General features: G+C 40.0%; 23 protein-coding genes, 5 pseudogenes and 1 other annotated feature. Of the genes and pseudogenes, 13 read left to right on the top strand and 15 right to left on the bottom strand.

Annotation, left to right across the window (positions count from 1 at the left end):
• Positions 1-14 precede the first annotated feature (14 nt).
• Together gatA and gatB are read left to right on the top strand one after the other, a co-directional pair.
• A complete protein-coding gene (gatA, locus tag AC4CUX_RS11760) occupies positions 15-1,493 on the top strand; it encodes an Asp-tRNA(Asn)/Glu-tRNA(Gln) amidotransferase subunit GatA (protein WP_062034405.1) in 1,479 nt (492 codons plus the stop codon).
• A complete protein-coding gene (gene gatB / locus AC4CUX_RS11755) occupies positions 1,493-2,980 on the top strand; it encodes an Asp-tRNA(Asn)/Glu-tRNA(Gln) amidotransferase subunit GatB (protein WP_110974958.1) in 1,488 nt (495 codons plus the stop codon). The genes gatA and gatB overlap by 1 nt, the downstream gene beginning before the upstream one ends.
• A gap of 29 nt (positions 2,981-3,009) precedes the next feature.
• Here the strand turns inward: gatB and AC4CUX_RS11750 are convergent, their stop codons facing one another.
• From AC4CUX_RS11750 to AC4CUX_RS11740, 3 genes and pseudogenes are all read right to left on the bottom strand, one after another.
• On the bottom strand, positions 3,010-3,594 hold the full coding sequence (locus AC4CUX_RS11750; protein ID WP_201706165.1) for a hypothetical protein: 585 nt from the start codon (positions 3,592-3,594) through the stop codon (positions 3,010-3,012).
• Positions 3,595-4,360: pseudogene (locus tag AC4CUX_RS11745) on the bottom strand (IS5-like element ISAba31 family transposase).
• 67 nt (positions 4,361-4,427) lie between these two features.
• On the bottom strand, positions 4,428-5,087 hold the full coding sequence (locus tag AC4CUX_RS11740; RefSeq protein ID WP_490792414.1) for a hypothetical protein: 660 nt from the start codon (positions 5,085-5,087) through the stop codon (positions 4,428-4,430).
• A 401-nt stretch (positions 5,088-5,488) separates the two neighbouring features.
• On the opposite strand from AC4CUX_RS11740, the gene AC4CUX_RS11735 reads away from it, so the two are divergent.
• Together AC4CUX_RS11735 and AC4CUX_RS11730 are read left to right on the top strand one after the other, a co-directional pair.
• A complete protein-coding gene (locus tag AC4CUX_RS11735; protein ID WP_201706163.1) occupies positions 5,489-5,962 on the top strand; it encodes a hypothetical protein in 474 nt (157 codons plus the stop codon).
• Positions 5,963-6,185: 223 nt separating this feature from the next.
• Positions 6,186-6,764 carry a DJ-1/PfpI family protein gene (locus AC4CUX_RS11730; protein ID WP_151836246.1) on the top strand — a complete coding sequence of 193 codons (579 nt, stop codon included), beginning with the start codon at positions 6,186-6,188 and terminating at the stop codon, positions 6,762-6,764.
• Between the two features lie 172 nt (positions 6,765-6,936).
• Here the strand turns inward: AC4CUX_RS11730 and AC4CUX_RS11725 are convergent, their stop codons facing one another.
• The 5 genes from AC4CUX_RS11725 to sbmA form a co-directional block, all read right to left on the bottom strand.
• A complete protein-coding gene (locus tag AC4CUX_RS11725) occupies positions 6,937-7,455 on the bottom strand; it encodes a hypothetical protein (RefSeq protein ID WP_151836247.1) in 519 nt (172 codons plus the stop codon).
• A 113-nt stretch (positions 7,456-7,568) separates the two neighbouring features.
• The gene (locus AC4CUX_RS11720; RefSeq protein ID WP_201706162.1) at positions 7,569-8,432 is read right to left on the bottom strand and encodes a hypothetical protein; all 864 of its coding nucleotides are present in this window, start codon (positions 8,430-8,432) and stop codon (positions 7,569-7,571) included.
• Positions 8,433-8,491: 59 nt separating this feature from the next.
• Positions 8,492-9,442, bottom strand: coding sequence for a hypothetical protein (locus AC4CUX_RS11715; RefSeq protein ID WP_490792413.1), 951 nt, complete (start codon positions 9,440-9,442; stop codon positions 8,492-8,494).
• Positions 9,443-9,615: 173 nt separating this feature from the next.
• Positions 9,616-10,706 (bottom strand): IS4-like element ISAba1 family transposase gene (locus tag AC4CUX_RS11710; protein ID WP_490792115.1). Its coding sequence is split into 2 segments (ribosomal slippage): positions 9,616-10,166 and positions 10,166-10,706, totalling 1,092 coding nucleotides; the frame shifts between segments, so codons are not numbered across the junction.
• Positions 10,707-10,876: 170 nt separating this feature from the next.
• Positions 10,877-12,070 carry a peptide antibiotic transporter SbmA gene (gene sbmA, locus AC4CUX_RS11705; protein WP_178928804.1) on the bottom strand — a complete coding sequence of 398 codons (1,194 nt, stop codon included), beginning with the start codon at positions 12,068-12,070 and terminating at the stop codon, positions 10,877-10,879.
• 416 nt (positions 12,071-12,486) lie between these two features.
• Here sbmA and AC4CUX_RS11700 point away from each other — a divergent pair, with 416 nt between their 5' ends.
• Positions 12,487-12,681: a hypothetical protein gene (locus AC4CUX_RS11700; RefSeq protein WP_004694700.1), complete on the top strand. Its 195-nt coding sequence runs from the start codon at positions 12,487-12,489 to the stop codon at positions 12,679-12,681.
• A gap of 309 nt (positions 12,682-12,990) precedes the next feature.
• Positions 12,991-14,081, top strand: a protein-coding gene (locus tag AC4CUX_RS11695; RefSeq protein WP_085947913.1) for an IS4-like element ISAba1 family transposase whose coding sequence is annotated in 2 segments (ribosomal slippage) — positions 12,991-13,531 and positions 13,531-14,081 — 1,092 coding nt in all. Because the reading frame shifts where the segments join, the coding sequence is not laid out codon by codon here.
• Here the strand turns inward: AC4CUX_RS11695 and AC4CUX_RS11690 are convergent.
• The gene (locus tag AC4CUX_RS11690) at positions 14,043-14,765 is read right to left on the bottom strand and encodes an IS1 family transposase (RefSeq protein ID WP_490792412.1); all 723 of its coding nucleotides are present in this window, start codon (positions 14,763-14,765) and stop codon (positions 14,043-14,045) included. The genes AC4CUX_RS11695 and AC4CUX_RS11690 overlap by 39 nt on opposite strands.
• 360 nt (positions 14,766-15,125) lie before the next feature.
• On the opposite strand from AC4CUX_RS11690, the gene AC4CUX_RS11685 reads away from it, so the two are divergent.
• The 3 genes from AC4CUX_RS11685 (at position 15,126) to AC4CUX_RS11675 (ending at position 17,122) form a co-directional block, all read left to right on the top strand.
• Positions 15,126-15,830 carry a CoA transferase subunit A gene (locus AC4CUX_RS11685; protein ID WP_201950508.1) on the top strand — a complete coding sequence of 235 codons (705 nt, stop codon included), beginning with the start codon at positions 15,126-15,128 and terminating at the stop codon, positions 15,828-15,830.
• 2 nt (positions 15,831-15,832) lie between these two features.
• Positions 15,833-16,480 (top strand): CoA transferase subunit B, encoded by a 648-nt coding sequence (locus AC4CUX_RS11680; protein WP_201950505.1) that lies wholly within the window; start codon positions 15,833-15,835, stop codon positions 16,478-16,480.
• 255 nt (positions 16,481-16,735) lie between these two features.
• Positions 16,736-17,122: a carboxymuconolactone decarboxylase family protein gene (locus tag AC4CUX_RS11675; RefSeq protein WP_201950503.1), complete on the top strand. Its 387-nt coding sequence runs from the start codon at positions 16,736-16,738 to the stop codon at positions 17,120-17,122.
• Positions 17,123-17,220: 98 nt separating this feature from the next.
• Here the strand turns inward: AC4CUX_RS11675 and AC4CUX_RS11670 are convergent, their stop codons facing one another.
• The 5 genes and pseudogenes from AC4CUX_RS11670 to AC4CUX_RS11650 form a co-directional block, all read right to left on the bottom strand.
• Positions 17,221-19,386, bottom strand: a complete 2,166-nt coding sequence (locus tag AC4CUX_RS11670) for a TonB-dependent receptor (RefSeq protein WP_201953866.1) — start codon at positions 19,384-19,386, stop codon at positions 17,221-17,223.
• 94 nt (positions 19,387-19,480) lie between these two features.
• Positions 19,481-19,801: pseudogene (locus AC4CUX_RS11665) on the bottom strand (membrane-bound PQQ-dependent dehydrogenase, glucose/quinate/shikimate family); the annotation flags it as partial.
• A 78-nt stretch (positions 19,802-19,879) separates the two neighbouring features.
• On the bottom strand, positions 19,880-20,521 hold the full coding sequence (locus AC4CUX_RS11660) for a hypothetical protein (protein ID WP_227556987.1): 642 nt from the start codon (positions 20,519-20,521) through the stop codon (positions 19,880-19,882).
• A 64-nt stretch (positions 20,522-20,585) separates the two neighbouring features.
• Positions 20,586-21,767, bottom strand: a pseudogene (locus AC4CUX_RS11655) (TonB-dependent receptor domain-containing protein); the annotation flags it as partial.
• A gap of 42 nt (positions 21,768-21,809) precedes the next feature.
• Positions 21,810-23,029 (bottom strand): IS3 family transposase gene (locus AC4CUX_RS11650; RefSeq protein WP_490792411.1). Its coding sequence is split into 2 segments (ribosomal slippage): positions 21,810-22,753 and positions 22,753-23,029, totalling 1,221 coding nucleotides; the frame shifts between segments, so codons are not numbered across the junction.
• Positions 22,638-22,754 (bottom strand) — a sequence feature (AL1L pseudoknot). Its footprint overlaps the gene before it by 117 nt.
• A 51-nt stretch (positions 23,030-23,080) precedes the next feature.
• Here AC4CUX_RS11650 and AC4CUX_RS11645 point away from each other — a divergent pair.
• The 4 genes and pseudogenes from AC4CUX_RS11645 to AC4CUX_RS11630 all read left to right on the top strand — a co-directional run.
• Positions 23,081-23,419 (top strand): annotated as a pseudogene (locus tag AC4CUX_RS11645) (cytochrome ubiquinol oxidase subunit I); the annotation flags it as partial.
• Positions 23,412-24,416: a cytochrome d ubiquinol oxidase subunit II gene (gene cydB / locus AC4CUX_RS11640; RefSeq protein ID WP_039889800.1), complete on the top strand. Its 1,005-nt coding sequence runs from the start codon at positions 23,412-23,414 to the stop codon at positions 24,414-24,416. The pseudogene AC4CUX_RS11645 and the gene cydB, both read left to right, overlap by 8 nt.
• Before the next feature lie 14 nt (positions 24,417-24,430).
• A complete protein-coding gene (locus tag AC4CUX_RS11635; RefSeq protein WP_004694789.1) occupies positions 24,431-24,553 on the top strand; it encodes a hypothetical protein in 123 nt (40 codons plus the stop codon).
• A 79-nt stretch (positions 24,554-24,632) separates the two neighbouring features.
• A pseudogene (locus AC4CUX_RS11630) lies at positions 24,633-25,553 on the top strand (aminotransferase-like domain-containing protein); the annotation flags it as partial.
• Here AC4CUX_RS11630 and AC4CUX_RS11625 read toward each other — a convergent pair.
• Positions 25,510-26,600, bottom strand: a protein-coding gene (locus tag AC4CUX_RS11625; protein WP_085947913.1) for an IS4-like element ISAba1 family transposase whose coding sequence is annotated in 2 segments (ribosomal slippage) — positions 25,510-26,060 and positions 26,060-26,600 — 1,092 coding nt in all. Because the reading frame shifts where the segments join, the coding sequence is not laid out codon by codon here. The pseudogene AC4CUX_RS11630 and the gene AC4CUX_RS11625 sit on opposite strands and share 44 nt — an antisense overlap.
• Between the last annotated feature and the right edge of the window lie 51 nt (positions 26,601-26,651).

Genomic DNA, 26,651 nt, shown 5'->3' with positions numbered 1-26,651 from the left:
TAAAGACATTTCTCATGACAGATTTACATCGCTTATCGATTCGTGAACTCTCTGAGGGTTTAGCTGGGGCTAAATTTTCATCTCGCGAACTGACTGAACATTATTTAAAGCGCATTGCAAAACTGGATACACAAGTTAAATCTTATGTAACCGTGACTGCAGAACAAGCGCTTGCACAAGCCGATGCTGCCGATGCTGCCATTAAAGCAGGCACAGCAACCGCATTGACAGGTGTGCCGATTGCACACAAAGACATTTTTTGCACCCAAGGCATTAAAACCACTGCGGGCTCAAAAATGTTGGATAACTTTATCTCTCCTTACGACGCCACCGTTGTAGCGAAAGGTAAAGCAGCTGGTCTAGTCACTTTAGGTAAAGTGAACATGGACGAGTTTGCAATGGGTTCAACCTCTGAGAATTCATTCTACGGCGCTACAGCAAACCCTTGGAACTTAGGTCATGTACCGGGTGGTTCTTCGGGTGGTTCTGCGGCTGCGGTTGCAGCAGACCTTGCTCCGTTTGCAACAGGTACGGACACGGGTGGTTCAATTCGCCAACCGGCATCGTTCTGTGGCTTAACGGGTCTTAAACCAAGTTATGGCCGTGTGTCGCGCTTCGGTATGATTGCGTATGCATCATCGCTGGATCAAGGCGGGCCAATGGCACGTTCGGCTGAAGACTGTGCCTACCTCATGAATGTGATGGCAGGTCATGATGCAAAAGACTCAACATCTGTTGAAAAAGACGTTGATGACTATGTGGCGAATCTAAACGGCACATCTGTTAAAGGTCTACGCATTGGTATTCCAAAGCAATACTTCAATGTCGCTGGTTTAGACGCAGACGTGAAAGCGCGTGTTGAAGAATCATTGAAAAAATTGGAAGAGATGGGTGCGACTTTGGTTGAGATTGACCTCAACATGACTGAAGCTTATGTTCCGACCTATTACTTGATTGCACCTGCTGAAGCGTCATCAAACTTGTCTCGTTACGATGGCGTACGTTATGGCTACCGTGCAGAGAACCCTGTTGACCTGATGGACTTATACAAACGTTCACGTTCTGAAGGTTTTGGTGCAGAAGTGCAACGTCGTATCTTGATTGGTACATATGCGTTGTCTGCGGGTTACTACGATGCTTACTACGTGAAAGCACAAAAAGTCCGTCGTCTGATTCAACAAGACTTCTTAAAAGCATTTGAATCGGTTGATGTGATTGCTGCACCTTCTGCGCCAACCACGGCTTATAAAATTGGCGCGAACTTGTCCCCAGTTGAAATGTACTTGGGCGACATTTACACCATCGCGGTTAATCTTGCTGGTCTTCCTGCGATTAACGCACCTGTTGGTTTTGACAAAGACAACTTACCTGTGGGCTTACAGCTAATTGGTAACTATTGGTCAGAATCTCAACTGTTGTCTGTGGTACATCAGTACCAACAAGCGACGGATTGGCATACGAAACGTGCGGCAATTGCTGAGGAGAATGCATAATGGCCCAAAACAATGGTAAGAATGCTGCTAAACCAAAATCATTATTGATTGATGGCTGGGAAGTCGTTATTGGGATCGAGATTCATACTCAACTTGCGACCCAATCTAAAATCTTCTCAGGTTCTTCGACTGAATTTGGTCAAGACCCAAACACACAAGCCAGCCTCGTTGACTTGGCAATGCCGGGTGTACTACCTGTATTGAACAAAGAAGTGGTCGATTTAGCCATTCGCTTTGGTTTGGGTATTGATGCCTACATCGACCAAGCATCTGTGTTTGCACGTAAAAACTACTTCTACCCTGACTCGCCAAAAGGCTACCAAATTAGCCAGATGGATAACCCGATTGTGGGCTTGGGTCATATCGACATTCAACTTGAAGATGGTACGGTAAAGCGCATTGGCGTAACGCGTGCCCACCTTGAGGAAGATGCAGGTAAATCGATCCATGACCAGTTTGAAGGTATGTCAGGTATCGACTTAAACCGTGCAGGTACACCTTTACTTGAAATCGTGTCTGAACCCGATATGCGTTCGGTTGAAGAAGCGGTGGCTTATATCAAGTCGATTCACACTTTAGTGCGTTGGTTGGGTATTTCTGACGGTAACATGGCGGAAGGTTCATTCCGTGCTGACTGTAACGTGTCGTTACGTCGTCCGGGTCAACCGTTCGGTACACGTTGCGAGTTGAAAAACCTCAACTCATTCCGTTTCATTGAACAAGCGATCAATGTTGAAATTGAACGCCAAATGGAAATTTTGGAATGGGATGGCACGATTGACCAAGAAACGCGTCTATTTGACCCTGTGAAGATGGAAACACGTTCAATGCGTTCGAAAGAAGAAGCGAACGACTATCGCTACTTCCCAGACCCTGATTTGCTGCCTGTGATTATTTCAGATGCGCAAATTGAAACGGCTCGTGCTGCGTTGCCTGAACTTCCTGCGGCACGTCGTGAGCGTTTCGTAGCGGACTTTGGTGTGACTGAGTACGATGCACATGTATTGACACTGACCCGTGAAATGTCTGACTTTTATGAAGTGGTTGTGGCTGCTGCTGGCGGTGCTGCACAAGGTAAAGTGTCTGCAAACTGGGTCATGGGCGAGTTCTCTGGTGCTTTAAACAAAGCGGGCTTAGAACTCGCAGACTCTCCTGTTTCTGCTGAAAAACTTGGCGGCATGGTTGCGCGTATCGTGGATAACACCATTAGCGGCAAGATTGCGAAGCAAGTATTCGGCTTTATGTGGGATGAAGGCAAAACTGCGGACGAAATTATTGCGGAAAAAGGCTTGAAGCAGGAAACTGATACAGGTGCGATTGAAGCGATTATTAAAGACGTGCTTGCTGCCAACGAGAAGATGGTTGAAGAGTTTAAATCTGGTAAAGAGAAAGCTTTCAATGGTCTAGTGGGTCAAGTAATGAAAGCGTCTAAGGGTAAAGCTAACCCAGCACAAGTGAATGAGTTGATGAAGAAATTGATTGGTTGATCTGGTTAGTTTTGAAAAATGAACCCGCTTTAGAGCGGGTTTTCTTTGTTTAGACGAAATCCAAGATTAAAGGCTATAACTAATTCAAGTGAAAGTAACAGCATAAGTGAAATAATAATATTATTTGTCTTTAATAAATACTCAGCATAAAATAAAGTAGTTTTTTCAGAGCTAGCCCCAGATATAGGGTATGTTACAACTTGACTAGAATCATTATATTTCAACCACTTATGATGAGTCGCATTTCTCAGTTTACTATCGTATTCACGACCAAAAATATTAAAGATACTAATATTTCCCTCAAAGCATTTCATTTTTCCTGCTTTATCAGAAGTCAAATACCTTTGATAGGTTAGTTTTTCACTTTGAAATACATCATATTCTCTAAGATTATCAATATTATTCAAAAAAGCTACTGTGTTAATATTTGAGCCTAGAACTTCAAACACTTCACCATAAATCATTTTTGTACGTCTAAAATTAACAGATGAAACTTTTGAATCTTTAAATGTTTCGACTTCTAAACGTGCTTGTAAGTTCATTTGTTTGAATTCTTGATAATTTGAAAAAAAAGTATCAAAAACCTCCATGTAAGCATTAGGGTCTGTTGACATTTACTGTTCATAATTAACCCTATAAAGGTAGCCATAAAAATATACAGGCTAAAGCAACAGAACTTTGATAATTTCTTTTGAGCTTGTCATATCGAGTAGCTATTCCTCTAAATTGCTTTAATCTACAAAACATATTTTCAACTAAATGCCTGATTTTATATAAATACCAGTCCATATGGTCATTGTTCGATTGGCTATTTGTTTTCTTTGGTATATTCGCTTTAGTCCCTGTTTTCCTGATCTGTTCACGCAGTGGTTCTGAATCATAGCCTTTATCTGCACATACCACTTTTGTCTCTTTTAAATCTAATGTTGATATTAAATCAGGTGCAACTTTAATATCATGTGTGGTTCCATCGGTAATCATGAAATCAATAGGATTGCCATGTGCATCAACAATCAAATGTATTTTTGAGGAGTTTCCTCCTACACTTTTAGAAATAGATTGATTCGCTATGCCGGCAGAATGTTGATGAGCACGTACATGAGAGCCATCAATAAAAATCCACTCCATATCGGGGCATGAGGCTAGTAATTTGAATAATCTAAGTAACTTACCGCTGCTTGACCAACGATTAAAACGTTTGAAAATAGAGTTTGAATGACCAAAACAACAAGGAATATCTCGCCACGGACAGCCTGTTCTAATTCTATAGAGAATAGCTTCAATAAAATTGCGTAAATTTGAGTTGTGGTGAATGGATAAATTACGCAGAATAACTTTCAACTTTTGCCAGTGTTGATCTGTCAGCATGGTACGAGGCATAGCGAATAGTAAAATTGGGTTTGGCGATTTGATTTTACTACTTCGCTATTTTTTTAAGCTAAAAGTGTCAACACACCCTAATCTTTTCAACTAAATTAGGCAGCAATTGATCTTGCATTAACCTATGAAATTCCTGCTTATTTTTTTGAAGAATACGTTTAGAGAAACTCCCTAATATATCTATATCTCTTTCTAAACGGCTACTACCAATGAACATCCCAATGAAACGAAAAATTAATTCTGTTAACTCCTGTCCATTAGTTATTTTATCTCTTTGAACTAAATTATCCTTAATATTAAATTTATAGGCCTTGTATAAATCTTTCCATAGTTCTTCAATATTAGAAACACCCATTACTCCATCAATTTTTTCAGGAGAAAAACTTTTTCCAAAAGCATCTTCTAGAATTTCTCTCATTTGATATAAAAATGGCGAATATAATTCAGTATTACTTTTTTCATCAGGTACTGTAAAATCAGTACTCAAATTAACAACTTTTGCTAAATGTTGATCTACATAGCTTTTGTCAATATATTCTAAATTTTCCAACTCATTAAATGACACTTTTACATTAGGTGGCTCATCTAATAATAGGACTAATCTGGAATCAGTTTCACAATGTGGGCATGAAAAATTTAGTTCCTGTTTTAATCCATGTGAAATTTGAGTTCTTGTAATAATAAATTCATTACATGTTAAGCATTTGAAATATATTCGTGAAATCATAGTACCCCAGACTATTAAAATAATATTTTTAAATATATGAATCTTTTCTTTACTATAAATATATTACATAAGGACTAACTTTAGACAGTATTATAGCTAGTTGATCCTTCTAAATCTTTAAAATATATTTGTTCAACTGTTTCAGTACTTATCCAACTTTTCAAAGTTCTAATTTATACGTGCTTTATAGTTACCCTCATCCCCTTACGCAACAATGCGTCTCATCCCAAAAGGAGAATGTGCTTACATCACAAGTTTCGTGCTTGCTCAAATTTAATATTGAAAATACAGCGCTTCATAAAAGAGAGTTAAAACCTACTATCTAATTCCCCAAAATTCGTTAAAATCTCAAAAAATTTTTATTACTTCATCCAAAACAAACTTAAAAACTTTAGGACAAAATGAAAACTAGCATTCTTACACTTTCTACCCTTGCCTTCCTCAGCACCACCATCTTTGCAGAAACTAAACCCAATGTTCCAGCTAAAGAAGCTAACCAAATATTTAAAGCCGCAGGCTTTTCAAAAACAAAACATGGCTGGGAAGGCAGCTGCGACACAGGTGAAATCACCACATACAAAGACTTAAATGGTGACGGTTTAAAAGACGCAGTCATTTCAGACTACAGCACCATGTGCTATGGCAATACGAGTACGGGCTACCACATTGTTTCGCAGCAGAAAAATGGAACATGGAAACTCATTTTTGAAAACATGGGCATCCCAACTTTTCTAAAAACCAAAGGAAAAGATGGCTGGCCAGATATTGAAAATGGTGGCCCCGGATTTTGTTTTGCTGTTTACCGCTGGAATGGTCAAAAATATGATGTCAACCGTTATGAATATCAGGGCAAAGCCTGCACATTAGACTATTAACATGTGAGCATAGTAATTTCATATCAATGAATATATAAACTGATTGATTTATCATGCTTTTATAGACAGTTAAAACGCCTCAATTGATTTAGGGCTTTTTATAAAAAATGACTTCGGTTATACGACTAAAGAGCACTGAATGACTTAAAAATGACATCTGAACTGTGCTAATTTAGATCAAAATTGAACATAAATACGCACAAACAATAAAGAGGGTTTAAAAATGTCAAAACAAATTTTAATGCTCGTCGGTGACTATGCCGAGGACTATGAAACTATGGTGCCTTTTCAGTTTTTAACAGGTCTCGGTTATACCGTACATGCAGTCTGCCCCGATAAAAATGAAGGTGAAAGCATCGCCACAGCTATTCATGACTTTGAAGGTGAGCAAACCTATAGTGAAAAACGCGGTCATAACTTTGCCATCAACTACAACTTTGAAGCGGTACACACTGCGGACTATGTCGGTTTAGTTATTCCCGGTGGTCGTGCGCCCGAATATTTACGTATGAATGAACGTATCCTTGAGATCGTGCGTGAGTTTGATGCTGCGAAAAAGCCAATTGCAGCAGTTTGTCATGGCGCTCAGATTCTTGCGGCAGCCGATGTACTCAAAGGCCGTACTTGTTCAGCTTACCCTGCCTGCGCAGCCGAGGTGAAACTAGCAGGCGGGACTTATGCGGACATTGAAGTGACTGAAGCTATAACCGATGGGCACTTGATCACAGCGCCAGCTTGGCCTGCCCACCCTGCTTGGATGGCACAGTTTATTCAAGCTTTAGGAGCGACTGTGACGATTTAATTGTGTTGTTCCTCAAATGAATCTTTTATGGCATAGCCTATCAGCCTTTAGATTCAAAAATAAAAAAAGCTCCTTCGATTCAAGGAGCTTTTTTAATGACTTTTTTATAACATTGATGCTTTCGATTCAGTTTATAAATCGCTCTCACTATTCATTTTTTTCAAAGACCGAACTATCTCGTCACACCCAACTTATTCCAAATTTCTGGGGTTAAAAAAGTCGTGACCAATTTATTCAAATCCACATAGCGCAGTACGCCTTGCAACTGCCCTTTCACTTCAGGGTTCTTTAAAATTTCCTCACCTGTAATCTGTCCAAGTTCTTGAAAACTATCTCCAACCGCTTGTAAGCCTTCGGCTTGAATCACGGCTTTGGTCTGCGCTGAACATTGCTCCACTAAAATGCGTTGTAAAACTTGTGCTAAGTTTTTATCTAGCTGTGTACGCTGTGCATCGGTGACATTGCTATACACCTTCAGATCTGGATGTGCAGCCAATGCCGCAAACGTCCACTGCAACACAGTGGTTTTATCTGTTGCTGTCGTTGACTTCACCAAACAATTACTCAGTTGGTCGACTGTGGTACTGGCCGTTGCAACTTGGACTGAACCACACAATGCTGCTGCCAAAAAAGCATGACGAAAAATAGCAGAAGACCGACCTCGTAAAACGCTTAAAACAGGCTGTGACATAAACTCAACTCCAATCAACAATTGCATTCTTTGTATCACAAAGCCCATCAATCAGCCTGTTATGGAACTGTAAAATTACCGTGTAGTTGGAGAAAAAAATTAAACTGTTCAATTCAAGCGATTTCCCTATCCAACTCAGCGGTTTCAAATGCAGTGAGCTGTGGGTGTATGGTCGGACAGCCATTCCAAAACCAATAGAAATAACCTTTGGGGTCAAGCAAAGTATGCATCTGAATCGTAGATTGATCACTTTCGCCCTTCCAACACGCTAAAGCAGCATTACGGTTATTATGTAAATCGATAAATTCAGGTGCGACTTGCTTCGGCATTTCAGGAATATAAAGTGCGTCACCATGTTCTACCCACAAGTCAGCCAAGTAAATTTTTCGGTCTTTTGGAAAATATCGTCCTGCTGAAATCACCAGCGGCAAATGATTGAGATCGGTCGAAGCAAACACATGCGGAAAGTCATGATGCTCTAAGTCTGTGATGACAAAGGGGTATAAGGTTTTCGCGGCTAGATTGATTTGAATTGGATCATAAGGGAAAAAATGACCCGCCAACATGCCATATTGATATTTAATTTGAGACAATTTTTTTTGCGTAGCCTGTACCTCTATCGCCTGTCCAGCTTTCACCAAAGTCATACCAAATGCAGCAGCCGTTTCAGGCGTGGCTTTGAGTGGCAAAAACTCAAAAGTGTTTCCTGCGAACGCTAACTGGGTCTGCTCTCCCCAATGGGTTTGGATCGTTGCAATTTCTTCAGGCACAGCATAAACATGTCCCATACTCATACGGGCATTGGTTGATGCTACTTGAATCAGTTCAATACCAGTTGATACATCGGCTAAATACTCAGGTGTTCCGCCATTGTTGTAAAAATAAGGCTTAGCTGAAATATCAACGTCTATTTCTTGCACGGTCTGATCCAGCAAAGGCGCAGTAAAATAGGTGGCTGGTGTTTGGACATTACTCATGATGTTCTTCCTTTGGTTGAGGTGCTCACATGAAGTTCGGTCGCAAACAGCCGAAAATCTTACTTCATTTGCTTGAGCATATTTTTAGCACCTGTGTGGTTATGGTTTTTGGCTAAGTTCTGCAAAACATATTTTGCTTGCCCTTTAGGGTTGGAAAAACGACTGCTATAACTTGGAATACCCGTTAAACAGCGTGCAACTAATATGCCCGATTCGGTATAGACATTTGAGGCATCCGACCCTGGCAAACGACCATAGTTATATGCGCGTTGTGCACTGTTACAAGCAGCGACTTGGTTGCGTCCACTGTTAATATCACGGCGTGCAGCCACATACAGTTTGGCCTGTTGCTGCTGTGGTGTTTCTACAGCTTTGACGACTTTAGGTGGTACTTCAACTTTGCTTTCTTTTTTAGGCTCAACTTCTTTTTTGCTTTCTTCCTCTTTCTTCACTTCTGCCTTGGTGGCAGGTGCCTTCGTCACCGTTTTTTTGCTTGGCGTAATAGGGGTCATACTTCGTGGTGCTGACTCAGTCAGTACTTTGCTTTGTAGATTCACCACACGAGTATCATTTGAGTTAGGCAGTTTGCGTTCAGACAATGCCTCAATACTCACCAGCCACTGCTCGCCATTATTGAGCTGGCAACGAAAAGCACCCGTACCCTGTTTTAAACTGTTATAGGTGCGAAGTAATTTTTTCGCCCACGGATCTTTCACTAAGCTAAAACTACTTTTTTGTGTCTGAGTAAAACGCCCACCATGTGCTTGGCAATACTGACTAAACATGCTGCGTGGATATAGCACCTCGATATCTTTTTCATTTTTTACGCCTACCGTGTGATAGACGTATTCTTTGCTGTTTTTATCGGTATCATTAATTTTTCGTTCTACGATTAATTCTTGTGGTGATGCAATATTTTTAAAAGGTGCTTGTGCTATATTTCCCAGACTGGTACAGCCCTGCAACACACTCACCAAAACCCCAAATACACATAAAATTTTATAATTCACTACGACTTTACTCTTAAACACCCGCATAAAAACATTAGCGGAAAGCGCCTAAAATAACAAACTTAAATAACTGTTTTTATTATTTATTTTAGTTTGATGTACACATCATTTTGCTTTGTTTTATGATAATCTCAACAACATTTCATAAATTTAGTCTCTGTACACGACAAATTTCACAGAACCCTTATCCTATCAGGATTCTGCCTTCTTAAAATTGCCAAAATCTCCTTAAACTCTTCTTTTTTCCCAAAACCAATTAAACGCTGAATCGCCATTTGAACATAGTCTAAACCATAGCGAAATAAACTCATTGAGAGTCGTCCATGCTTCTTTATTTTTATCGCTTTTTTTTGATCATGTTGCCATTCACCCGTTAAGTAACACCAACAGAAGCTTATAGCTAACACCGCAATCAATTTTTTCACTCGTCTAGGGTCTGTCAAGCGCGTATTTTCAAGATTAAACCCGCGTCCTTTGAGACAACTGAATAAGGTTTCAATTTCCCAGCGTAATGCATAATCCTCAATAGCATTGGCATTAAACTGAGGAGAAACGACGAGTAAAAGCTCTCCATTTTCTAACTGTAGTGCACTTATATATAGTTTCACCCGACCAACCAAAATCCGTCGTTTACGACATTCAATTTGACCAACTTTAAGATGGCGAAATAAATCACTAATTTTATGATTCTTTCCTAAATGATTGGTGACAATGAAGTTTTTTTAACACGAATGCAGAAGTTGATGTCTTGTTCAATTAACCATGTAAACCACTGCTCACCGATAAACTCTCTGTCTGCGAACACATTCACAATACGGTCTTTACCAAAAATGGCTATAAAGCGTTGAATCAAAGCAATGCGCTCTTTCGTATCTGAATTTCCACGTTTATTAAGTAATGTCCAAACGATAGGTATCGCTATTCCACGATAAACGATCGCAAGCATCAGGATATTAATATTTCGTTTTCCCCATTTCCAATTGGTTCTATCTAAAGTCAGTTGCACTTTGTCGAATGAAAACATATTGAAAATCAACTGAGAAATTTGACGATAATCAAAATACTGACCTGCAAAGAAGCGCTGCATACGTCGATAAAATGATTGTGGTAAGCACTTGATGGGCAAGGCTTTAGATGCAGAAGAAAGATTACATGTTTGCTTTAAAATAATCACAAGCATGATGAGCGCAAAGCACTTTAAATGTGACTTGTTCCATTTTAGAGATTTGTTTAAGATAAGATATAACTCATTGAGATGTGTCATAGTATTCGTCGTTAGAAAACAATTATTATGACATTATTTCAATGAGTTATCTATTTTTGTCGTGTACAGAGAAATTTAGTTTGAACCACACAACAGAAGTTACAGACAAAACGATGCTTGAACACATAAAAAACCTGCCATGAAAGACAGGTGAGATACATCAAAAATATTTAGTCATCCAAAGTCGATTCAAAAGCTTTCAGACGCTTATAAATTGAGAGCAATTCAATAATGGTTTTCCATGACAGAATTAGATATTGAAATGACTCTCGTACTTTATCAAACACATTACCAATTTGGTTGATTAGACCCAAAGTCATTTTCCCTGCTGCAATTGCGGGAAATAACACCACCAAACTGTATAAAATATCCAGTTGCCGATACCATGTCGCGACTAAGTTAAAATAAGCATAGTGAAAATAAAGTCTAAAATAATTCTTTCTTACTCTACTAAACAGTTCGACCAATGTTGCAGGTTGGGCACGGTCTGCATGGTCTTCCCCATAAACCAATTCTTTACGGTAAGCTGCTTCTACTTTTTGATTGTTAAACTCTAAACCTGGTAGTTTACTTCCTACTACCATTAACAAGACCGTACCAAAAATAGCCCAAATAATAGAAGCCCAAACTAGGGAATGCTTTACTTCACCCACAATAGGCAATTCAGGAACATGCTTTGAAAGCTCAAATAGAATTGGTAAGAAAGCCACCAATACCATCACAGCCTTGATCAACTCAACGCCCAAATCTTCTAAAATGGTAGCAAAGCGCATAGTGTCTTCTTGCACACGTTGTGATGCCCCTTCTATATGACGCAATTTTTCCCAGTGTTGGGTGTAGTATTCATTCATCGCTGTACGCCACCGAAATACATAGTGGCTGGTGAAAAAGGCATTGATCACTGCGAAAGTGACCGCAACCATCGCAATATACAAGAAGGTTAAAGTACCCATATATAGGTCTTTAATGTTACCGCCTTTACCAAGCATGCTTTGAATGAGGTCCCAAAATGGTCCATACCATGCGTTGATGGCAACACTGACCTGTACACCAAACCAGATGTTAAACAGAATAAATGCGGAGCCCCAAATCGACCATCTTTGCCATTTATTGTCTGAGACAAAACGCCAAAATAAGGCAAAGAGTGTTGTTGCTATAAAAAACCAGAGATAGAACCACAGAAAAGACGGAGACCAAAAACGGCTTACCCCAATAGCTAATTCAGCCGTTGCATATCCTTGCGGCCAACCTATGGCGCTTCCCCATGTATTTCCCCCTGTGTACCACAGTACGACATTGATCACCGACCAAAGTAATACCGAAATGAAGAACCATCTAGGGTTTGGGAAAAATGACTTAAACATGAACGATATATATCCCTTTTATGTTTCAGGTATGCAATCCGTGCATACTAATCCTTATTTCTTAATTTAGTACAATCGCATTACAGCAAGTTTGTACAATTTACTTATCCTTATTGGGTTATACGTTATTTGATTTGTATGCCCCTTCACAAGAGCTCAGGACATTATTTTCCGACTTGATCAGTCACATCAAAATCAAAATCAATTATTTCAATAACTTATAAAAATAGAAATGAACTTTGCCTCAGATTTCAAATAATATTTTATTGCTTAGGATTTAAAGCGAGTGCAATAACGGTATTTCTTTAACAACCATACGATTACTTGTTGATTTTATGTATAAAAGAATGAAGTTTGCACATTTTAAAATGGCTTCATGCTACTATCTTTTCATTAAAAACTATTGGATCTATGACATGGAAACCCTAGTACTTGAACTGATCAAACCACTCACACTGACAAAAGAAGACTTTCCACCCATTAACTTTGAAGAAGGCACTGTGCTCAAAGTTCTCATGAAAACACCTACAGGTTACTTGGTAACGGCGGACTCTCGTTTTAATTTTACGGTGTCTTTTGATGATGAAAATCAAGTGTGGCAGAAGCTTTAATTTGCAACGCTCTTTAATAAAAGAATAATCCACTCAATAAGATAAAAATAAAAAACCATCTTTTTTTATTGATTTAAAACTGATTATTTTTATTAAAATTTAGTTTTTTATACTCAATCAGCAAATGAAGCCGTGCTGAGAGTTTTCTGTACCTATTGATTTTGTGGGTGGTGTTTTAAAAAGTATGCTGACATTAAATGAAGCCATTATTGATGTAAAAGAAGGTTAAGTCGAAGGCCTCTGTACACGACAAAAATAGATAACTCATTGAAATAATGTCATAATAATTGTTTTCTAACGACGAATACTATGACACATCTCAATGAGTTATATCTTATCTTAAACAAATCTCTAAAATGGAACAAGTCACATTTAAAGTGCTTTGCGCTCATCATGCTTGTGATTATTTTAAAGCAAACATGTAATCTTTCTTCTGCATCTAAAGCCTTGCCCATCAAGTGCTTACCACAATCATTTTATCGACGTATGCAGCGCTTCTTTGCAGGTCAGTATTTTGATTATCGTCAAATTTCTCAGTTGATTTTCAATATGTTTTCATTCGACCAAGTGCAACTGACTTTAGATAGAACCAATTGGAAATGGGGAAAACGAAATATTAATATCCTGATGCTCGCAATCGTTTATCGTGGAATAGCGATACCTATCCTTTGGACATTGCTTAATAAACGTGGAAATTCAGATACGAAAGAGCGCATTGCTTTGATTCAACGCTTTATAGCCATTTTTGGTAAAGACCGTATTGTGAATGTGTTCGCAGACAGAGAGTTTATCGGTGAGCAGTGGTTTACATGGTTAATTGAACAAGACATCAACTTCTGCATTCGTGTTAAAAAAACTTCATTGTCACCAATCATTTAGGAAAGAATCATAAAATTAGTGATTTATTTCGCCATCTTAAAGTTGGTCAAATTGAATGTCGTAAACGACGGATTTTGGTTGGTCGGGTGAAACTATATATAAGTGCACTACAGTTAGAAAATGGAGAGCTTTTACTCGTCGTTTCTCCTCAGTTTAATGCCAATGCTATTCAGGATTATGCATTACGCTGGGAAATTGAAACCTTATTCAGTTGTCTCAAAGGACGCGGGTTTAATCTTGAAAATACGCGCTTGACAGACCCTAGACGAGTGAAAAAATTGATTGCGGTGTTAGCTATAAGCTTCTGTTGGTGTTACTTAACGGGTGAATGGCAACATGATCAAAAAAAAGCGATAAAAATAAAGAAGCATGGACGACTCTCAATGAGTTTATTTCGCTATGGTTTAGACTATGTTCAAATGGCGATTCAGCGTTTAATTGGTTTTGGGAAAAAAGAAGAGTTTAAGGAAATTTTGGCAATTTTAAGAAGGCAGAATCCTGATAGGATAAGGGTTCTGTGAAATTTGTCGTGTACAGAGGTCGAAGGCTTTAAAATGGTTTTCAAGCTTTTTGGAGAAATTGCAACTTCTTCTAAAACCACGCCTTATTCGATGCCTTATTTTGCAATTATTACCTTCAATTCCTACAGTAAACAGCTTACCAATACTTTGCTTGCAGTTTTTAAAAGCAGTGATGAAACTGTCCCAATGATCACTTGCAATTCGGGTGTAGTGAATACCTAATTGTTTAAGCTTTGTCTTCAACCTTTGGACTGTAGCTAAATCTCTCTTACCCCAAACATAAGCAACAATCTCACCTGTTTTTCGATGGTAGGCGTAAATAAGCCATTGTTTATTATTTTTATTTCCAACAAAAGTCCAGAATTCATCTACTTCGAGAGATTCATAATGACTTTGTTTAGGCTGAATTTGATAGGCCGATTCAGTTAAAGTCCGTAAGACTTTACCGATACTAATGCGCTCAACTTCAGCGATATCTCGTATACCGCTGCCTCTGACCATTAACTGTAATATTTTACGAGTAATGCCAGAATTACATCCTAGATAGCTCAGAGCATGGTCACCAATAAACTGACGTTTGCAGTCTTTGCATTGGTAGTTTTGTTTCCCATCTACTTTGATGCCATTTTTCTTTATACTGTCACTGAGGCAGGTTGGACATTTGATTTCTAGAGTTATTTGCATTTCTCTATTTTATCAAAATTCAACCTGCTTTTTTTTAGCATACTTTTTGATACACCACCAGATTATGAACTGTCTAACATTTCGTCCCAATTTATTGAAACCACACTTTGGCATCATTTCTAAGCTAAGTTCTCCCTCCTTGACTAAGCGAAACTGAGGCTAAACCTTTATAGTTCAGAATAAGCCGTATGATTATTTGCATAGCTTTCGTACATGCTTTGACTCTTCTTTTATCTATTTTTCTTTGTAAATATTCTGCATTAATGAGTTTTTCTTATTATACGTTAGAAAGATTCAATTTCTAAAAAGTGCAGCGCAATGCTAAAAAAATAACAAGCAAGGAAGATCAGGAAATAAAAGATGAATAAAGTCGTCGCAAATGCAGCCGAAGCATTGGCTGATGTGGTTGCCAATAATCAAACGGTTGCCGTGGGTGGTTTTGGCCTCTGTGGTATTCCAGAAGCATTAATTGATGCCTTAAAAAATACAGGTGTCACAGGTTTAACCTGTATTTCAAATAATGCAGGTGTGGATGGCTTTGGTTTAGGTAAATTATTAGAAACCAAACAAATTAAAAAAATGATTGCCTCTTATGTCGGTGAAAACAAAGAGTTTGAGCGACAGTATCTCAATGGTGAACTTGAAGTTGAGCTCACTCCGCAAGGTACACTCGCAGAAAAACTACGTTCAGGCGGCGCAGGTATTCCTGCATTTTTCACCCAAACAGGTGTAGGCACCCTCATTGCCGAAGGTAAAGAAGTCCGTGACTTTGATGGTCGTCCGCATATTTTAGAAATGTCCCTTACTGCGGATATTGCTTTAGTGAAAGCCTACAAAGCCGATAAAGCAGGGAACTTAGTGTTCCGTAAAACAGCACGTAACTTTAACCCTGACTGTGCCATGGCAGGCAAATTCACGATTGCCGAAGTTGAACAAGTGGTTGAAATTGGTGAAATTGATCCAGATGACATCCATTTACCGGGTATCTACATCAACCGCGTGGTGCTTAATGCCACCCCAAAAAAGCAGATCGAACAACTGACCATTAAAGCAGAGGAAGCTTAATTATGGCTTGGACACGTAATGAAATGGCGCAGCGTGCTGCCCTTGAACTCGAAGATGGTTTTTATGTCAACTTAGGTATTGGCTTACCGACCTTAGTGGCCAATTATCTACCCGAAGGGATCAATGTTTGGTTACAGTCAGAAAATGGCTTGCTCGGTATTGATGAGTTTCCAACCCGTGATGCAATCGATGCAGACTTGATTAATGCAGGAAAACAAACCGTCACCGCACGTAAAGGGGCTGCATTTTTCTCAAGCTCAGAATCTTTTGCCATGATTCGGGGTGGACATGTCAATATTGCTATTTTAGGTGCAATGGAAGTCTCTGAAACAGGCGACTTGGCAAACTGGATGATTCCGGGTAAAAAAGTCAAAGGCATGGGCGGTGCTATGGACTTGGTTTCTGGTGTACAAAAAGTCGTGGTTCTGATGGAACACTGCGCCAAAGATGGCACGCCAAAAATTATGCCTCAATGTACCCTACCACTCACAAGCAAAGCTGTCGTCAGCCGTATCATTACTGACTTAGGCGTAATGGATATCACGACTGAAGGTGTGAAACTGGTTGAACTGGCACACGATGTAAGCTTAGAGCAAATCCAAAAAGCGACTGGCACAGCACTCATCATCAATGACTTTAAAGCCGCTTAAGTACAAAACAGCATCATTCAAAGCAGCTTCGGCTGCTTTCTTATTGGGCTCAATCAAAAAGATTTTCAGTTACCAATAGGTATTTTTATAGCCTTTAAATCAGACATAAAAACCATCATCAGCTTGATCAAGAGTATTTCTATACTCCGAAATATATTGAAGGATGACTCTCGCGCACATCTTTTTAACCCAAATAGCTGATGAAAAACTAAGCCGCTCGGCTACTATATTTGCATTCCACATTCAGAGGTTCCCATGTCACAACAAGATTATGAAAATGGTTTAAAAGTTCGCACAGAAGTCATGGGCGAATCTTTTGTTAAAAGTGCTCAGGACAATACTGTACCTTTCACCCAACCTTTACAGGACTGGATTAATGAACATGCTTGGGGCTCAACATGGCAACGTGAAGGTGTCTTACCACGTAAATATCGCTCGTTAATTACCATTGCATTCTTGACGGCACAAAAAAGTCCAACTGAGCTGAAAGGTCACGTTCGTGGTGCGTTGAATAACGGTGCAACGGTTGAAGAAATTCAAGAAGTCCTTTTACACAGTTTGCCTTATTGCGGCGCACCTGCGACTCAAGAGGCGTTCCGCGCTGCGCTGGAAGTGATTCAGGAATATCAAAGCCATTCATAAATAGATTATGCGCCATACAAAAGCGTTTTTTGCAGTCGCATGGCGCGATTCATCTGGTTTGGCTATGCTGTATTTTTTGCCTAGCCAAACCATTTCCATTAAAAGGCTTTAGTCACACTCATGCCAACGCTAAAGTTTCGACCATCGGCCGGTTCAAAGAAGCGACTATTGCTGTCATTTACAATCACTGAGCCAACATAGTTACGGTCAAACAGGTTATCGAGTCGAGCATAGCTGTTTACTTTCCAGTCACGGTTTACCCATAAATAGCCGACATTTGCAGCCACAACGGTATAACTTGGCGCAGTATCTGAGTTGATATCATCGACATAAATTTTATCCATATATCGTGCTTCTAAGCCTGCTTGAAAGCCCTGTTCAGGTTGCCATGCAATACGAGTAAATGCTTGATTTTTAGCAATTCCGGGAATCTTATTTCCTTTATTAATGGCTTTCGCATAAGGTTTTGTTGAATCATCTGGATTCGCTATTTCTGCTGTATAACTATCAAATTCAGCATCGATATAACTAAAGCTAGATTGAATATTGAGCTGTTTCCAGATCGTTTGTTGCCATGAAAGCTCTAAACCTTGTCGTGTGGTTTGATCTGCATTACGAAAAGTCGCACGACCATCACGTGTTCCCGCTGTCACTATATCGTTTTCTGTATCTGTCTGGAAAATAGCAAAAGTGAAGAGCCCGAATGGATTCTGCGACTTTAGACCCAGCTCATAGTTATCACTACTTGCTGCTTTTAACGCAAAATTCATACCCGATTTCGAAGGATCAGTGTTATAAGCCATTTCGGTAAAGGTTGGCGTTTCAAAGCCTTTGCCATAACTGGCATAGGCATAAATTTCAGGTAAAATTTCCCAGCCTAAAGCTACAGAAGGCAATAATTTTTGATAATCCGTTGAACCACTGTCATCACCATTTTTATCAAGGATGTAATGATCATCTGACTCATAATGTACATTGCTATAGCGTAAGCCTGTATCAAGATGCCATGTGGGTAAGAATTGCCATGAGGCTTGTACATACGGATCTAAATTCCACAGGGTATTATTTTCATTTCGGCGTAAATCACCTTTCACGCCAAATGTACCCGCATGATTATAATTGTTATAACCTTTACGGTCCTCGACCATCCGGTCTAAAGCCAGTCCTGCAACCAAAGTTGTATTCAGCAAAAGTGCTTTTCCTGTCCAGCGAAAATCTGCGCCATAGTAATCTCGGTCAAAATCAATTACTCCACCTGCATGGCGAGGATTGAGTTGTGAAGAATTCGGTATACATTTGCCTGTATTTTCATTTATTGCACACTCAGGAATCGACTGATATTGTACGACTTGTCGGTTTCCCAAATAGAACATGCTATACAACTCTTGCTGGTCATTCAGCGGTTTAGTCCACGTCAGTCCTGTTTGGGTTTGTTCAATTTCTTTACGCACATTATAAGTATTGGTACGGTCATTCACTTGTTTCGGATTAGCTTTCCACTGCTCACGACTGAGACCTTGCGGGTCGTCAGCATCAATATCGACACGGTTCATCACCCAGTTGATTTTACTGCCATCGTCTAAGTTCCATGTTAGTTTGGCATTATTTAATACTTTTTGTGCAACACTATGGTCTCGAAAACCATCAGTATCAAAATAAGAAGAACTAATCACATAAGCAGGTTGATTGGCCTGTTCGGAACCCCCTTGTAATTGGATATTGGCTTGTTGCTTATGATGGCTGCCTGCATTTAGACCCACTTGAATTGAGTCTTTCCCTTGTCCTTCTTTGCTCTCAGCTAAAATGGTTCCACCTGATGAGTTACCATATAAAGATGAAAATGGCCCTGTCAGTACTTCGATGTGATCTAAACTATTGAGGTCAATATTGGAACTTTGCCCTTGACCATCAGGCATGGTCGCAGGAATACCATCGACATACATCCGAATGCCACGTACGCCGAAAGTTGAACGAGCGCCAAAGCCACGCATCGAAATCTGTAAGTCTTGCGCATAGTTTTCGCGGTTATTAATTTGTAAGCCTGCAACCCCTTGTAATACTTCGGATAGGTTCACATTGGCATTGTTTTGTACTGTAGCCGCTTGGACTTTTTGAATGGATGCAGAAGTCGATAACAACTCGCTATCGGTATGTACCGCTTGGACGGTGATGACAGGAAGTTGATATTCTGTCGCTTCTGCATAAGCATGCATAGATTGTAAAATAACCGCTGTCAATAAGGCTTGTTTAAAAGGCGCAGGCATCAAATAAGTTAATCGCACAATATTTCCTTGCTTGTTATTACCATAAAAATGGGAAGCCTATCATCTCGGCAGGCTTCCCATACAATAAAACGTTTTAATCGGCTAAGCTATACGCAACCACATAATCACCATGATCAGGCGACTGACGTGCCCCACCTGCGGAAATGACCACATATTGCTTGCCTGTTTTTGGAGAAATGTAGCTCATCGGTGTCCCTTGGCTACCCACTGGTAAACGCGCTTTCCATAATTCTTCACCATTAGATGAATTGAAGGCGCGCAAGTAGAAGTCTTGTGTTGCAGCAAAGAACACTAAACCACCTTGCGTCGCCATTGGGCCACCAATGGTTGGCATACCAATCGGCGCTTTTAAGCCCATTTTAATACCCATTGGACCAGTATCTTCAACCGTACCGGCTTTGTTGCACAACTACCTAACACCATGATTTTATTATATTTATTTTTATTAAAATTCTCACAAACCCCTTAAAAATCAGTATCTTGCAAAATATTTATGCAACAAATCAGTATCGGTCTCGAAATATTGTTTATCGCGCGCTGTTAGATAGTCACCCAAAGTCACATAATTTTTACCCTGACCATATTGCGCGATAAACTCATTCACATTACTTGGCATCGGCATTGAAATGGGTAATTTGGCACGGAAACCATCATGTGTTCCTGTATTTGCCCCAGACAACTTTGCATCTTCAGCATTAATCAAACCATCTTGGTTCTGATCGAAACCATCAAAAGTTTTTTCACCAGAGGCTTGGAACTCTTTTAACGTTAACTTTGGATCTTTACTCTTATCTAAAATACCATAACGGACATGTGCCTGTTTTAAAGACATTTCACGTCGTTGCTTAAGTACAGGGGCTAAACGTGCCTGTTCAAATTGTGCAAACTGTTCGGCTGTCACTTTTTTAGTGTTCGCAAAAAGTGCGGCATAATCCTGCGTATATTGCTGTGTTACCAGTGCAGCACTCGGTTGTTTATTTTCTGGGTGGTAAAGCGCATGAATGGCATAAGCTTGTTGGTATGTATCCGTTTGTGCTGTTTTGTCTGCAGCTAAAATACTCGCTGAAGCACTGAGCATAACGATGCCCGTTGCCAATCTAGTCATAATTTTCATGGTGATTTCATTTCCTGAAGGTTAAGTTTGCTGGGCGGAATCTCAGTTCTATCTAGCTTTGAAATTAGTATTTAAATTCAACACTTGCGACAATATTACGACCTGGTTCTGCAGCACGATCGATCAGAGTGGCTTGGTTCGTTCCTGTAATGGTGCCCACTGCGGCATAGTTCCAATACGTCTTATCAAAGATGTTATTCACCGCCACATTCAACTTAGTGAACTTATTCATATTCCAGTAAGCTGAGAGATCAAACACGGCATAACCTGCAACATGTTGATACTCCACGTCATCTTGGTAGGTACTCACATCTTTAGATGCGATTTTGTCCCCGACCGCAGTTGCAGTTAGACCTAAACCAAAGACTTTATCTGGATGGTCATAAGTAAAGGTGAGGCTGCCCTTTTCAGGTTGTACTGAATTCACCCCACTTTTCAGTCCATCTTTATTTTTTGCGGTGCCTTTGGTTTTACCTGCCACTAAAGAGAGGCTAAATCCATCCGAGTGTGGAATAAATTGACCCAAATCAATACGTGTAGACAACTCACCTCCCCAAATTTCGGCATTGGCTAGGTTTTCTGCACGGTAGTAACCATAAGGATATTGTAGGGTGGTGCCATAGTTGTGGTAATCGATGAAGTCACTGTATTTGGTATAAAAACCTGTGACATCAAACTTGATACCATCAATTGAAGTATTTCTCAGTCCAATTTCAAATGCATCACTGGTTTCTTCATCAAGATTCGAGTTACCAATCACGATATAACTTGGATTGCCTGCGGTAGTTTGATAGATGCCGCCTATCTCAGTAGGTGATGGAATACGTGTACCGCGGGTGTATTTAAAATAACTGTAGTTTTCAGGAGTGAATTGATAACTGGCCGCAAAACCCGGCGAAACATAACTAAAGTCACGTGCTTGGACATCACTATAGCTCGAAGAATCTGGTCGATACTCCTGTCGTTCAAAACGAAGCGATGGTGTTAGGGTTAAATCACGACCAAAGAGCCCCAAACGAATTTCATCTGAGAAATAGGCTGCGTAACGCTTTAACTCAGAATCCAGTAAATAACCATCTTGGTAGAGTGTTGGTAGTGTTGCACCATTGCGTAAATCGACTTTGGTACTGGAATAATCTTTTTGGTCGACTGCAAGACCATATTTTAAAGTCTGCTGCTCTAAGTTCTTCGATGCATCAAACTTAATCCCTGTGTTTTTTTCTTTATAAGTGGTTGAGAAATCACGTTTTGAACCGTACTGGGTTTGTCGGAGACTTTTTTATTTAAGTTAGGCCACCTGACCTAACGGGTTAATCTTATCATAGTACATTGCTTCAAACTCAAAAGGCGATACATAACCCAGTGCACTGTGTACACGCTTTTTATTGAACCAATCTACCCAGTTTAGTGTCGCAAGTTGTACATCTGCTAAACCTTGCCAATCTGCTTTTAAATATTCAATCACCTCTGTTTTGTATAAGCCATTCACCGTTTCAGCCAGAGCATTATCGTATGAATCACCAGTTGTACCGACTGATGCTCGTAAATTTGCTGCTTCTAAACGATTGGTATAGCGAATGGAAAGATATTGCACACCTCTGTCGGAATGATGAATCACATTCTTTGGCATGCCTCGATCGTGCAATGCTTGCTCAAGTGCATCGAGTACCATATCTGTATTCATCCGTGTAGATACTTTCCATCCAACAATTGCTCGTGAGAACACATCAATAACAAATGCGGTATAGACCCAGCCTGAATGAGTTTGAATATACGTAAAGTCACCCACCCATAGTTGGTTTGGATGATCAGCATTAAAATTCCGTTTCACTAAATCATCTGCTCGTTTTTGGTCATCTCGGTTACGAGTAGTTTGTTTATTCTTACCACGCCAAACACCTTGTATACCTAGCTTCTGCATCAATCGAGCAACTGTACAACGTGCAATAACATAGCCTTCACGTTTCAGTTGTTGCCAGATCTTACGCACACCGTATCGACCTGAACTTTCTTTCCAAATACGTTTGATTTGCTCTGCATGATGTAAATCATGCAGAGCACGTTTCGCTCGATGTTCTGGATTGTCAGCGAGATCTAAGGTTCGGTAATAGGTTGAAGCTGCGATCGGTAAAATCCTACAAATCGCTTCAACACCATATCGATCTTTATTGTTATGGATAAAATCCACCATTATTTGTGTGGGCGGTCGAGCTCCGCCTGGGCGAAAAAAGCGGCTGCTTTACGTAGAATCTCATTGGCGCGTTGCAGTTCTTTATTTTCGCGTTCGAGTTGTTTGATACGTTCTTGGTCTGAAAGCTGCTGTACTTTAACTGGATTTTGTTTATCTAAATATTTTTGATACCAAACACGTAGTGTTTCAGGAGTACAACCAATCTTAGGCGCAATAGCTGTGATTGCAGCCCAAATAGAAGGATAATCTTTTTCAGATTCAATCAATAATTGAACCGCTCTTTCTCTGATTTCAGGGGTATATTTTAATTTTGTCATCGGGATAGTCTCTCAGAATATTGACTCTCCGACAAACCCGGTACGGTTCACCTAGCAGGTTGGGTTACCACAGAAGTTGGCCGTCAGCCTTGGGTCGTGTATGGCGTGATTCGAACTAAAGACGGTTTATCGCATACAGTCACCGCAGATCAAGTCGGCTTGAGCCTGATTATTTTTGTTCTGGTCTATACCGTCGTCTTTGGCGCGGGTATTTACTACATGCTGCGCTTGATCAAATTAGGCCCTGCTTTTTCTACGCCTTTAGATGCCGTGCAAGATACTGGCCCAGGGCATTTTAAAACCCCTTTACGTCCACTCAGTGCTGTTGAAGAATCCATCGAGACCACTGATCCTTCTGCTCAAAATAGTAAGGAGAAACCACATGATTGATCTCGCTTTGGTTTGGGTCGGTATTATCGGGCTCGGGGTACTCATCTATGTGGTTATGGATGGTTTCGACTTAGGTATTGGTATTCTGTTTCCCTTTATGAACGGAACGCAAGAACGCGATGTGATGATGAATACCGTCGCGCCTGTTTGGGACGGTAATGAAACATGGATGGTCCTAGGTGGTGCTGGCTTATTCGCTGCATTTCCTTTGGTCTATTCAACTGTTTTATCGGCACTGTATTTACCCATTATCTTTATGGTGGTTGCCTTGATTTTCCGCGGCGTAGCGTTCGAGTTCCGCTTTAAAGCCACGCGCACCAAATACCTCTGGGATCTCGCGTTTATCTGGGGCTCTATCTTATCGAGCTTTTTCCAAGGCGTGATTTTAGGGGCTTATATCCAAGGTATTCAGACCACCAATGGTATTTACAGCGGTGGTGGATGGGACTGGTTCACGCCATTTACATGTTTTACCGGTCTAGGTGTCGTGGTCATGTACGCCACTTTAGGCTGTGGCTGGCTCATTTGGAAAACCGAAAAAGAGATACAGCAACGGATGTTTCATCTCATGCCTAGGCTGATTATTGCTTTGCTCATCATCTTCGGTGCCGTGAGTTTATATACGCCGCTGACCCATCCTGAAATTGCACAGCGTTGGTTCTCTCTGCCGAATCTATACTATTTTAGCCCAGTGCCAATTTTAGTCTTACTGTTTGTTGGCTTGATTCTATCTGCGTGCAAAAAGCAGCATGAACTAAAACCGTTTATCTATACTTTGGCTTTAGTCTTTTTGGCTTTTACTGGCTTCGTCATCAGCTTATGGCCCAATATTATTCCGCCATCGGTCACTATTTGGCAGGCCGCTGCACCTGAGTCAAGTTTAAAGTTCACCTTGGTGGGAGCTGCAATTTTAATCCCAATCATCATTGCCTATACCTTCTTGTCCTATTGGGTGTTCCGTGACAAAGTACGTATAGGAGATCAGGGTTATCATTAATTGAGGAGATAGACATGAAAAAATTTGTTGATCGACTCAGCCCACGATTATGGTTTATTTTATTGTGGTGCTTTGGCTTTATTTCTCTCGCACTGATTGCGGGTTTCTTTAAGCTGTTGCTGAGTTTTGCTTACTAAAGCCAGCCAAGCATTTTTTATGAATTAGGCACGGGACTTTCAGTACATGTCCTGTGCCTTTTAATTGCAGCGAACCTATATGTATAAATCAGAAAAACTTGCGCTCAGCCTGAAACATTTGATTGAAAGTGGTTTTTGGAAAGCCAACGATAAACTACCTTCACTTCGTCAACAAGCTGAAATATCGGGTTTTAGCCTAATGACCGTGATGAATGCCTATCAGGAACTCGAAGCGCAAGGGCTGATTTATTCACAAGAAAAACTCGGTTATTTTGTGACAGGCGATGGACGCTCAGACAGCAACTCCAATAGTGTCATCCTCAACGAAAAAATTGAAATCAACTCTAAAATTTTCAGATACTTAAAATCGATCCAATCTGAACAAATGGTTCCCTTTGGCATTGCCTTTCCCAACAGCCAACTGCTCTACTCTGCCAAGCTGATGCAAACGTTGGGACAACGTGCCAAACACCGTCTCAGTTATGAACAGATGCCAAGTTTACCTCCCGGAAACTTTGAGCTGCGGAAACTGATTGCACAGCGCTACTGTATGCAAGGAATTCCAACAGACCCATCCGATATCGTAATTACCTCGGGCGGATTAGATGCTTTAAACCTCTCCTTACAAGCCATGACCCAACCGGGTGACTATATTTTACTTCAAAAAACAATATTTTATGGTGCATGGCAAGCGGCTGAACATTTGGGCCTAAAAGTCATTAGTATTCCTGAACATGAAGAACATGGTATTGACCTTGAGGCGTTTAAAGATGCAATTGAACGTTATCCAATTAAAGTCTGTTTATTGATGCTCAACAGTCACAACCCAATTGGTTTTACGGTCAGTGATGACATCAAATACCAACTGGCAAAGCTACTGCATGAGCGCGATATTTATTTAATTGAAGACGATGTGTATGAAGAGCTTTATTTTGATCCTCTGTACACGACAAATTTCACAGAACCCTTATCCTATCAGGATTCTGCCTTCTTAAAATTGCCAAAATTTCCTTAAACTCTTCTTTTTTCCCAAAACCAATTAAACGCTGAATCGCCATTTGAACATAGTCTAAACCATAGCGAAATAAACTCATTGAGAGTCGTCCATGCTTCTTTATTTTTATCGCTTTTTTTTGATCATGTTGCCATTCACCCGTTAAGTAACACCAACAGAAGCTTATAGCTAACACCGCAATCAATTTTTTCACTCGTCTAGGGTCTGTCAAGCGCGTATTTTCAAGATTAAACCCGCGTCCTTTGAGACAACTGAATAAGGTTTCAATTTCCCAGCGTAATGCATAATCCTGAATAGCATTGGCATTAAACTGAGGAGAAACGACGAGTAAAAGCTCTCCATTTTCTAACTGTAGTGCACTTATATATAGTTTCACCCGACCAACCAAAATCCGTCGTTTACGACATTCAATTTGACCAACTTTAAGATGGCGAAATAAATCACTAATTTTATGATTCTTTCCTAAATGATTGGTGACAATGAAGTTTTTTTAACACGAATGCAGAAGTTGATGTCTTGTTCAATTAACCATGTAAACCACTGCTCACCGATAAACTCTCTGTCTGCGAACACATTCACAATACGGTCTTTACCAAAAATGGCTATAAAGCGTTGAATCAAAGCAATGCGCTCTTTCGTATCTGAATTTCCACGTTTATTAAGCAATGTCCAAAGGATAGGTATCGCTATTCCACGATAAACGATTGCGAGCATCAGGATATTAATATTTCGTTTTCCCCATTTCCAATTGGTTCTATCTAAAGTCAGTTGCACTTGGTCGAATGAAAACATATTGAAAATCAACTGAGAAATTTGACGATAATCAAAATACTGACCTGCAAAGAAGCGCTGCATACGTCGATAAAATGATTGTGGTAAGCACTTGATGGGCAAGGCTTTAGATGCAGAAGAAAGATTACATGTTTGCTTTAAAATAATCACAAGCATGATGAGCGCAAAGCACTTTAAATGTGACTTGTTCCATTTTAGAGATTTGTTTAAGATAAGATATAACTCATTGAGATGTGTCATAGTATTCGTCGTTAGAAAACAATTATTATGACATTATTTCAATGAGTTATC

The sequence above is a fragment of the Acinetobacter sp. 231_lipA genome (assembly GCF_058243005.1).
Note: the sequence above shows the minus strand (reverse complement) of the source record. Positions and strands in the feature narration are given on the sequence as shown.